Genomic DNA, 9,238 nt, shown 5'->3' on the forward strand with positions numbered 1-9,238 from the left:
TACCCGCTAAGCTCTTTAGCGGGTTTTTAATTTGAGAAAAGGGGCTGAAAGCAGGTTTGAAATCAAGAACAATCTGGACCATTATTTTAGGGGCGCTGTTGGTTTGCTGTATTGCTGTTGCATATACGCTGACGAAATCCCAAGCCGGCGCATCGTCATCCGGTGAGTCTATTGCGACTATCGGGGGCAAGAGTGTGACAAGAGAAGAATGGCTGAAAGAAATGGAAGATCAGTATGGTAAGTCAACGCTTGAAGATATGATCAATGTCCGAGTTGTTGAGCAGCTGGCTAAAAAGAACAACCTTAAAATATCCAAAAGCGAAGTTGATCGTGAGTTTTTGCTGATTAAAGCGGTCAATAATTCCTTTTACGAAGATGAACATACGACGGAGAAAGAGTGGAAAGACCAAATTCGTTATAATATCCTCCTTGAGGAATTGTTAACAAGGGATATCGATATCTCAAACAAAGAATTGGAATCATTCTATAATAAAAATAAGGAACTATATCAGTTTGATGATTCGTATCGAATTCGGCACATTGTTGTAAAAGATGAAGAAGAAGCGAGAGAAGTCCTGAAAGAACTGAAAGGCGGATCAAGCTTTGAAGCTGTCGCTGCCGAAAGATCCACTGACAGATATACATCACCATACGGCGGAGATTTAGGTTTTGTCACAGAGGCATCAGACAACATTCCATCAGCATACATTGAAGAGGCGAAAACACTCAAAGAGGATGAATGGTCTCAGGAACCAATAAAGGTCAGCAACGGATATGCCATTATCCAGCTGAAAGAAAAACTAAAGGCAAGAACGTTCTCATTTGATGAAGTAAAGGACCAGATCAGACGGCAAATCGCAATGGATCAGCTAGGCGATAAAGCGACAGTTAAGACACTTTGGAAAGAAGCCGATGTATCTTGGTTTTATGGGGAAAAAAGTACTAAGTGATTGACAAAAAATTTTGAAATTGATAGATTATATACATAATACCAATACAAATAGTCGGAAATTGAGGTGTCGAGAATGGTACGTGTAGCAAACTCCATTACTGAATTAATTGGGAATACGCCAATCGTTAAATTAAATCGCCTTGCAGATGAAAACAGTGCGGATGTATATCTAAAACTTGAATACATGAACCCTGGAAGCAGTGTAAAAGACCGTATCGGTTTAGCCATGATTGAAGCGGCTGAAAAAGAAGGAAAATTAAAAGCCGGTGATACGATCATTGAACCGACAAGCGGAAATACAGGAATCGGGCTTGCAATGGTTGCTGCTGCTAAAGGATTAAAAGCCATTTTGGTTATGCCTGATACAATGAGCATGGAGCGCCGCAACCTTCTTCGCGCATACGGTGCTGAGCTTGTGCTGACTCCTGGTGCGGAAGGCATGAAAGGCGCCATTAAGAAAGCTGAAGAGCTTGCTGAAAAGCACGGATACTTTGTGCCGCAGCAGTTTAACAACCCTTCTAACCCAGAAATTCACCGCCAAACAACGGGTAAAGAAATCGTTGAGCAATTCGGTGATGACCCGCTTGACGCATTTGTAGCCGGAATCGGAACGGGCGGAACGATTACGGGAGCGGGCGAAGTGCTGAAGGAAGCATACCCTTCCATCAAGATTTACGCTGTTGAACCGTCAGATTCCCCAGTGCTTTCAGGAGGAAAACCAGGCCCCCACAAAATTCAGGGAATCGGAGCTGGATTCGTGCCGGACATCTTAAACACTGAAGTATATGATGAAATCTTCCCTGTGAAGAATGAAGAAGCATTCGAATATGCCCGCAGAGCTGCACGTGAAGAAGGAATTCTCGGAGGCATCTCATCAGGTGCGGCAATTTATGCTGCTCTTCAAGTAGCGAAAAAACTCGGAAAAGGCAAAAAAGTATTGGCCATCATTCCAAGTAACGGCGAACGTTATCTAAGCACGCCGCTGTATCAATTCGATTAAAAAAAGCCAAAACTCCCGGTCCGCCGGGAGTTTTTTTATATTTCGTGCATCAAATATGCCATGTCTGCGACGAATGTTATTCTTGGAAGAGAAATTCACTTTTTTCACTAACAACATTGCTTTACAATTAAAAACAAGTAAAAAAGAAAATAGAGGAATGATACAAATGGCACAACGCAGACCGGCAGGCAAAAAAGTACCTTTTCAAAAAGACTCATTCTTACAACAATTTGAGAAACTTGCGCAATCCCGAAAACATCATGTACTTCTCGAAAGTGCAAGAGGCGGCAGATATAGTATAGCCGGTCTTGATCCAATTGCGACTGTGAAAGGAAAAGACGGAATAACTACAATTAAGCATGGTGATGAGATGCTGTTTAAAGAAGGTGATCCATTACGGGCCTTCCACAGCTGGTTTAAAACGCTGGAAACAGAAACGAATCATGAGTTCCCTAACTTTCAAGGCGGGGCAATCGGGTTTCTCAGCTATGATTACGCACGGTACATTGAAAATTTTAAAATGCTCTCGTTAGATGATCTAGAAACACCAGATATTTATTTTCTTGTTTTTGATGATATAGCAGTTTATGACCATCAAGAAGAGTCTCTATGGCTGATTACTCATGTTAATGGTTCTGATCAGGAAACAGCGGATGTGAAGCTATCTGAGTTAGAGCAGATGTGGTTGACTGAGCTTCCCGCTGTCTCTTCGCGAGAGATGAACCCTGAAACAGATGGTTCCTTCGCGGCGCCATTTACCGAGGATGGGTTCTCACAAGCTGTAGAGAAAATCAAACAATACATTGCCAGCGGAGATGTGTTTCAAGTCAATCTATCAATAAGGCAGTCACAGTCACTGTCTGTCCACCCATATCAAATTTACAAAACCTTGAGAGAAGTAAATCCTTCTCCTTATATGGCGTATTTAGAAACACCTGATTTCCAAATCATTTGCGGATCGCCTGAACTGCTTGTCAGCAAAAAGGGCAAGCTATTAGAGACAAGACCGATTGCGGGCACCCGTTCCAGAGGGAAAACAAATGAAGAAGACGAGGCGCTTGCAAACGAATTGATACACAATGAAAAAGAACGCGCGGAACATGTCATGCTGGTTGATCTTGAGCGAAATGATCTGGGAAGAGTATCACGGTACGGGTCTGTGCGCGTAAATGAATTCATGGCAATTGAAAAATACTCGCATGTGATGCACATTGTGTCTAATGTCCAAGGTGAACTGCAGGATGGGTATGATGCTGTAGATATTATTCATGCTGTGTTTCCCGGAGGAACCATTACTGGTGCACCGAAAGTAAGAACGATGGAAATTATAGAAGAACTTGAGCCGACACGCCGAGGGCTTTATACTGGATCTATAGGATGGTTTGGATATAATCACGATCTGCAGTTTAATATCGTCATTCGAACCATTTATGCAACCGGAGGGCAGGCATTTATGCAGTCCGGCGCAGGAGTTGTGATTGATTCTGTTCCGAAGCACGAATACAAGGAATCATTCAAAAAAGCTTTTGCGATGCAAAGAGCATTAGAGCTGAGCAAAGAAGAGACAAAAATTAGATGAGGTGAGCGGAGAAATGATTTTAATGATTGATAACTACGATTCATTCACGTACAACTTGGTACAGTATTTGGGCGAGCTTGGGGAAGAGCTGGTTGTGAAACGCAATGATAGCATCACAATCGAAGAAATTGAAGAACTGTCTCCGGACTTTCTGATGATATCTCCCGGACCGTGCAGCCCTGATGAGGCGGGAATCAGCCTCGAAGCAATTAAACATTTCGCAGGGAAAATTCCTATTTTCGGTGTATGTCTCGGACATCAGTCCATCGCACAAGTGTTCGGTGGCGACGTTGTTAGGGCAGAACGGCTTATGCACGGGAAAACCTCGGATATCGAGCATGACGGCAAAACCATTTTTGAAGGGTTGAAAAACCCCCTTGTTGCGACGCGATACCACTCGCTGATCGTAAAACCTGAGACGCTGCCAAACTGTTTTACAGTAACAGCACAAACGAAAGAAGGAGAAATCATGGCTATTCGCCACAATGACCTCCCGATAGAGGGCGTGCAATTTCACCCAGAGTCTATTATGACCTCCTTTGGGAAAGAAATGCTCAGAAATTTTATTGAGACATATCGCAAGGAAGTTATTGCGTGATGATATATGTGAACGGCCGGTATATGGAGGAGAAAGATGCAGTTCTTTCTCCTTTTGACCATGGGTTTTTATATGGGATCGGTGTATTCGAAACCTTCAGGCTCTACGAAGGCTGCCCGTTTTTGCTTGATTGGCATATAGAAAGGCTTGAACGCGCGCTTAAGGATCTGCAAATCGAATATACTGTTTCAAAGCATGAGATCCTTGAGATGCTGGACAAGCTGCTTAAGCTAAATGATATCAAGGATGGCAATGCCCGCGTCAGACTGAACATATCAGCGGGGATCAGCGATAAAGGCTTTGTCGCCCAGACGTATGATAAGCCGACCGTTTTATGCTTTGTGAATCAGCTGAAACCAGAAAGCCTTCCTTTGCAAAAAGAAGGGAAGGTTTTATCGATACGGAGAAACACTCCTGAGGGATCGTTCCGGTTAAAATCTCATCATTATCTAAATAATATGTATGCGAAACGGGAAATTGGAAATGATCCACGTGTCGAGGGAATTTTCCTAACGGAGGATGGAGCTGTTGCAGAGGGTATCATATCTAATGTCTTCTGGAGAAAAGGTCGCTGTATCTATACGCCATCGCTTGATACTGGTATTCTGGACGGCGTCACGAGACGTTTTATCATAGAAAATGCAAAGAATATCGGCCTGGAGCTCAAAACGGGCCGATATGAGCCAGAAGCTCTCTTGACAGCTGACGAAGCGTGGATGACGAACTCGGTTCTTGAAATCATCCCGTTTACTAAAATAGAAGAAGTAAACTATGGAAGCCAAAGCGGAGAAGCAACCTCCGCTCTTCAATTGTTATACAAAAAAGAAATAAAGAACATGATTCATGAAAAGGGAGGAAGAGCATGGCGCAGCACACAATAGATCAAACACAAGTAATCCACACTAAGCCCAGCGCTTTATCATATAAAGAGAAGACGCTGGTGATGGGAATTTTAAACGTAACGCCTGACTCTTTCTCGGACGGCGGAAAATATGACAGCTTAGACAAGGCGCTGCTGCACGCGGAAGAGATGATCAATGATGGTGCCCATATCATTGATATCGGAGGGGAATCGACAAGGCCTGGCGCTGAGTGCGTATCTGAGGATGAGGAGATGTCCAGAGTCATTCCGGTGATTGAGCGGATTACGAAAGAGCTTGGTGTTCCTATTTCTGTAGATACGTACAAGGCTTCTGTCGCAGATGAAGCAGTGAAAGCCGGCGCATCCATTATCAATGATATTTGGGGTGCTAAACATGATCCGAAGATGGCTTCCGTTGCAGCTGAACATAATGTTCCAATTGTTCTCATGCATAACCGCCCTGAAAGAAACTACAATGACTTATTGCCGGATATGCTGTCGGACTTAATGGAGAGTGTAAAAATTGCTGTTGATGCCGGAGTAGACGAGAAGAACATTATTCTTGATCCCGGTATCGGTTTCGCGAAAACCTATCACGATAACTTGGCAGTGATGAACAAACTAGAGATTTTCAGCGGGCTGGGATATCCGGTTCTTCTGGCAACCTCCCGAAAAAGATTCATCGGACGTGTTCTGGATCTTCCGCCTGAGGAGCGGGCTGAGGGCACAGGCGCGACTGTGTGTCTCGGCATTCAAAAAGGCTGTGACATTGTCAGGGTCCATGATGTAAAACAAATTGCCAGAATGGCGAAAATGATGGACGCGATGCTGAATAAGGGAGGGGTGCACCATGGATAAAGTTTATGTAGAAGGTATGGAGTTTTACGGATATCACGGTGTGTTCAAAGAAGAAAACAAACTTGGCCAGCGGTTTAAAGTCGATTTAACCGCTGAGCTGGATTTAAGCAAAGCTGGACAAACAGACGACCTTGAGCAAACGATCAACTATGCTGAACTCTATCACGTATGTAAAGATATCGTGGAAGGGGAGCCTGTAAAATTGGTGGAAACGCTGGCAGAACGTATTGCTGGCACTGTTCTCGAAAAATTTCAGCCTGTTCAGCAATGTACGGTGAAAGTGATTAAGCCAGACCCGCCAATTCCCGGACACTATAAATCAGTAGCCATTGAAATTACGAGAAAAAAGTCATGAACAACATAGCTTATATTGCACTTGGATCTAATATTGGAGATAGAGAAACGTATTTAAGGCAAGCAGTGGCTTTACTGCATCAGCATGCTGCGGTGACAGTCACTAAAGTGTCGTCTATTTATGAAACTGACCCGGTCGGATACGAAGATCAAGCTCAATTTTTGAATATGGCTGTTGAAATCAAGACATCACTGAACCCTTTTCAACTCCTTGAACTGACGCAGCAGATAGAAAATGAATTAGGCAGAACAAGGGAAGTAAGATGGGGGCCGCGGACGGCAGACCTTGACATTTTGTTATTTAATCGTGAAAATATTGAAACAGAGCAACTAATTGTTCCGCATCCGAGAATGTATGAGCGTTTGTTTGTCCTTGCGCCGCTTGCGGAAATTTGCCAGCAGGTTGAAAAAGAGGCTACAAGCGCCGAAACAGACCAAGAAGGTGTAAGAGTATGGAAGCAGAAATCTGGGGTAGACGAATTCGTGCATTCAGAAAGCTGAAAGGTTATACTCAAGAAGGATTTGCAAAAGCATTAGGTATATCAGTTTCTATTCTCGGCGAAATTGAACGCGGAAACCGATTGCCGTCAGCTGCCATCATTCAAGATGCAGCAGATGTTTTAAATATAAGTGCGGACGAATTGGCGCCGCCAGAAAAATAGAACAAATGAAAGGAGGAGAAAAATTGTTCAAAATCGGAGATATTCAATTGAAAAACCGGGTTGTGCTCGCACCTATGGCTGGTGTCTGCAACTCTGCGTTCAGATTGACTGTAAAGGAATTCGGAGCCGGATTGGTATGTGCTGAAATGGTCAGTGACAAAGCGATCCTTTACAACAATGCAAGAACAATGGGTATGCTTTATATTGATGAACGTGAGAAACCACTGAGCCTTCAAATTTTCGGAGGAAAAAAGGAAACCCTTGTGGAAGCGGCGAAGTTTGTAGACCAAAACACAACTGCTGATATCATTGATATTAACATGGGATGTCCCGTGCCGAAGATTACAAAATGCGATGCGGGAGCCAAATGGCTTCTCGATCCTGATAAGATTTACGAAATGGTTTCTGCAGTAGTGGATGCTGTTAATAAACCAGTTACAGTGAAAATGAGAATGGGCTGGGATGAAGACCACATTTTCGCAGTGAAAAATGCACAGGCTGTAGAACGTGCGGGCGGTAAAGCAGTTGCGCTTCACGGCCGTACGAGAGTGCAGATGTACGAAGGAACGGCAAACTGGGATATCATCAAAGAAGTAAAACAATCAGTATCGATTCCGGTTATCGGAAACGGCGATGTTAAGACACCGCAGGATGCTAAGCGTATGCTCGATGAGACAGGAGTAGACGGGGTCATGATCGGACGCGCTGCATTGGGCAACCCGTGGATGATTTACCGTACGGTTCAGTATCTTGAAACAGGTGAATTAAAAAAAGAGCCGCAAGTACGCGAAAAAATGGCCGTATGCAAACTGCATCTTGACCGCCTGATTGACTTAAAAGGTGAAAACGTAGCGGTAAGAGAAATGAGAAAGCACGCTGCATGGTATCTGAAAGGCGTGAAAGGCAATGCGAACGTTCGTAATGAAATCAATCATTGCGAGACGAGAGAAGAGTTTGTACAGCTTTTAGATGCATTTACGGTTGAAGTTGAGGCAAAAGAGCTTCAAAATGCAAAAGTAGGATAATACTCACCTCTATTTGCTGCTCACTGCTAGTTTTACGCTGGCAGTTTTTCTGCTTTTTTCATGAAACAATATCTGTAATGGAGTGATAACAATGAGTCAAGAAGAGCATAACCATGAAGAATTGAATGATCAGCTGCAAGTCAGACGCGATAAAATGAATCAGCTGAGAGATAACGGCATCGATCCATTCGGCGCACGTTTTGAAAGAACTCATCAGTCTCAAGAAGTTATTTCGGCATATCAAGATCTAACCAAAGAAGAGTTAGAAGAAAAAGCGATTGAAGTTACAATCGCAGGCCGCATGATGACAAAACGCGGCAAAGGAAAAGCCGGCTTTGCCCATCTTCAGGATTTAGAAGGCCAAATCCAAATCTACGTAAGAAAAGACAGTGTCGGTGACGACCAATATGAAATCTTCAAGTCTTCTGACCTCGGTGATCTTATCGGCGTAACCGGAAAAGTCTTCAAAACAAATGTAGGCGAATTGTCTGTTAAAGCAACTTCCTTTGAATTGCTGACAAAAGCGCTTCGTCCGCTTCCTGACAAATACCATGGTTTAAAAGACGTTGAGCAGCGCTACCGTCAGCGCTACCTGGATCTTATCGTAAACCCAGACAGCAAACATACGTTTATTACACGAAGCAAGATCATTCAAGCTATGAGAAGATACCTTGATGATCATGGATACTTAGAAGTAGAAACACCTACAATGCACAGCATTCCTGGGGGAGCTTCTGCACGTCCGTTTATCACTCACCACAACGCGTTAGACATTCCACTCTATATGCGTATTGCTATCGAACTGCACCTAAAACGTCTAATTGTCGGCGGTTTAGAAAAAGTATATGAAATCGGCCGTGTTTTCCGTAACGAAGGTGTCTCTACACGCCATAACCCTGAATTTACAATGATTGAGTTATATGAAGCATATGCGGACTATAAAGATATCATGAGCTTAACTGAAAACCTTGTCGCTCATATCGCCCAAGAAGTGCTTGGCACAACTACGATTCAATACGGGGAAGAGCAAATCGACCTTAAACCGGAGTGGAAAAGAATCCATATGGTTGACGCAGTCAAAGAAGCGACTGGCGTTGATTTCTGGGAAGAGGTTACTGTTGAGCAGGCGCGTGAATATGCAAAAGAACATGGTGTAGAAATTAAAGATTCTATGACAGTAGGGCATATCATCAACGAATTCTTCGAACAAAAAATTGAAGAAACGCTTATTCAGCCAACGTTTATTTACGGGCATCCTGTAGAAATTTCTCCTCTTGCTAAGAAAAACCCTGAGGACCCGCGTTTTACAGACCGTTTTGAGCTGTTTATCGTTGGCCGTGAACATGCC

General features: G+C 43.5%; 11 protein-coding genes. All 11 read left to right on the forward strand.

The annotated features are described in order from the left end of the window. Positions 1-56: 56 nt before the first annotated feature. A complete protein-coding gene (locus RAC86_RS30210) occupies positions 57-950 on the forward strand; it encodes a peptidyl-prolyl cis-trans isomerase (RefSeq protein WP_024571698.1) in 894 nt (297 codons plus the stop codon). A 75-nt stretch (positions 951-1,025) separates the two neighbouring features. After that, the gene (cysK, locus tag RAC86_RS30215; RefSeq protein ID WP_015715109.1) at positions 1,026-1,952 is read left to right on the forward strand and encodes a cysteine synthase A; all 927 of its coding nucleotides are present in this window, start codon (positions 1,026-1,028) and stop codon (positions 1,950-1,952) included. 166 nt (positions 1,953-2,118) lie between these two features. Continuing rightward, the gene (locus RAC86_RS30220; RefSeq protein ID WP_069703808.1) at positions 2,119-3,531 is read left to right on the forward strand and encodes an anthranilate synthase component I family protein; all 1,413 of its coding nucleotides are present in this window, start codon (positions 2,119-2,121) and stop codon (positions 3,529-3,531) included. 13 nt (positions 3,532-3,544) lie between these two features. Next, the gene (gene pabA, locus RAC86_RS30225; RefSeq protein WP_015715111.1) at positions 3,545-4,129 is read left to right on the forward strand and encodes an aminodeoxychorismate/anthranilate synthase component II; all 585 of its coding nucleotides are present in this window, start codon (positions 3,545-3,547) and stop codon (positions 4,127-4,129) included. Further along, positions 4,129-5,010: an aminodeoxychorismate lyase gene (gene pabC, locus RAC86_RS30230; protein WP_029317176.1), complete on the forward strand. Its 882-nt coding sequence runs from the start codon at positions 4,129-4,131 to the stop codon at positions 5,008-5,010. The genes pabA and pabC overlap by 1 nt, the downstream gene beginning before the upstream one ends. Next, the gene (folP, locus tag RAC86_RS30235; RefSeq protein ID WP_029317175.1) at positions 4,992-5,849 is read left to right on the forward strand and encodes a dihydropteroate synthase; all 858 of its coding nucleotides are present in this window, start codon (positions 4,992-4,994) and stop codon (positions 5,847-5,849) included. The genes pabC and folP overlap by 19 nt, the downstream gene beginning before the upstream one ends. After that, positions 5,842-6,204 (forward strand): dihydroneopterin aldolase, encoded by a 363-nt coding sequence (gene folB, locus RAC86_RS30240; RefSeq protein WP_014478613.1) that lies wholly within the window; start codon positions 5,842-5,844, stop codon positions 6,202-6,204. The genes folP and folB overlap by 8 nt, the downstream gene beginning before the upstream one ends. Then, on the forward strand, positions 6,201-6,704 hold the full coding sequence (gene folK, locus RAC86_RS30245) for a 2-amino-4-hydroxy-6-hydroxymethyldihydropteridine diphosphokinase (RefSeq protein ID WP_029726383.1): 504 nt from the start codon (positions 6,201-6,203) through the stop codon (positions 6,702-6,704). The genes folB and folK overlap by 4 nt, the downstream gene beginning before the upstream one ends. Further along, positions 6,656-6,865 (forward strand): helix-turn-helix domain-containing protein, encoded by a 210-nt coding sequence (locus RAC86_RS30250; RefSeq protein WP_003226678.1) that lies wholly within the window; start codon positions 6,656-6,658, stop codon positions 6,863-6,865. Before folK ends, RAC86_RS30250 begins: the two co-directional genes overlap by 49 nt. A 23-nt stretch (positions 6,866-6,888) precedes the next feature. Further along, positions 6,889-7,890 (forward strand): tRNA dihydrouridine synthase DusB, encoded by a 1,002-nt coding sequence (gene dusB / locus RAC86_RS30255; protein ID WP_377886356.1) that lies wholly within the window; start codon positions 6,889-6,891, stop codon positions 7,888-7,890. Between the two features lie 91 nt (positions 7,891-7,981). Further along, positions 7,982-9,238, forward strand: a 1,257-nt coding sequence (gene lysS, locus RAC86_RS30260) for a lysine--tRNA ligase (protein ID WP_377886357.1), incomplete at its 3' end; no start/stop codon positions are given.

This window comes from Bacillus sp. LR_5 (assembly GCF_042709275.1).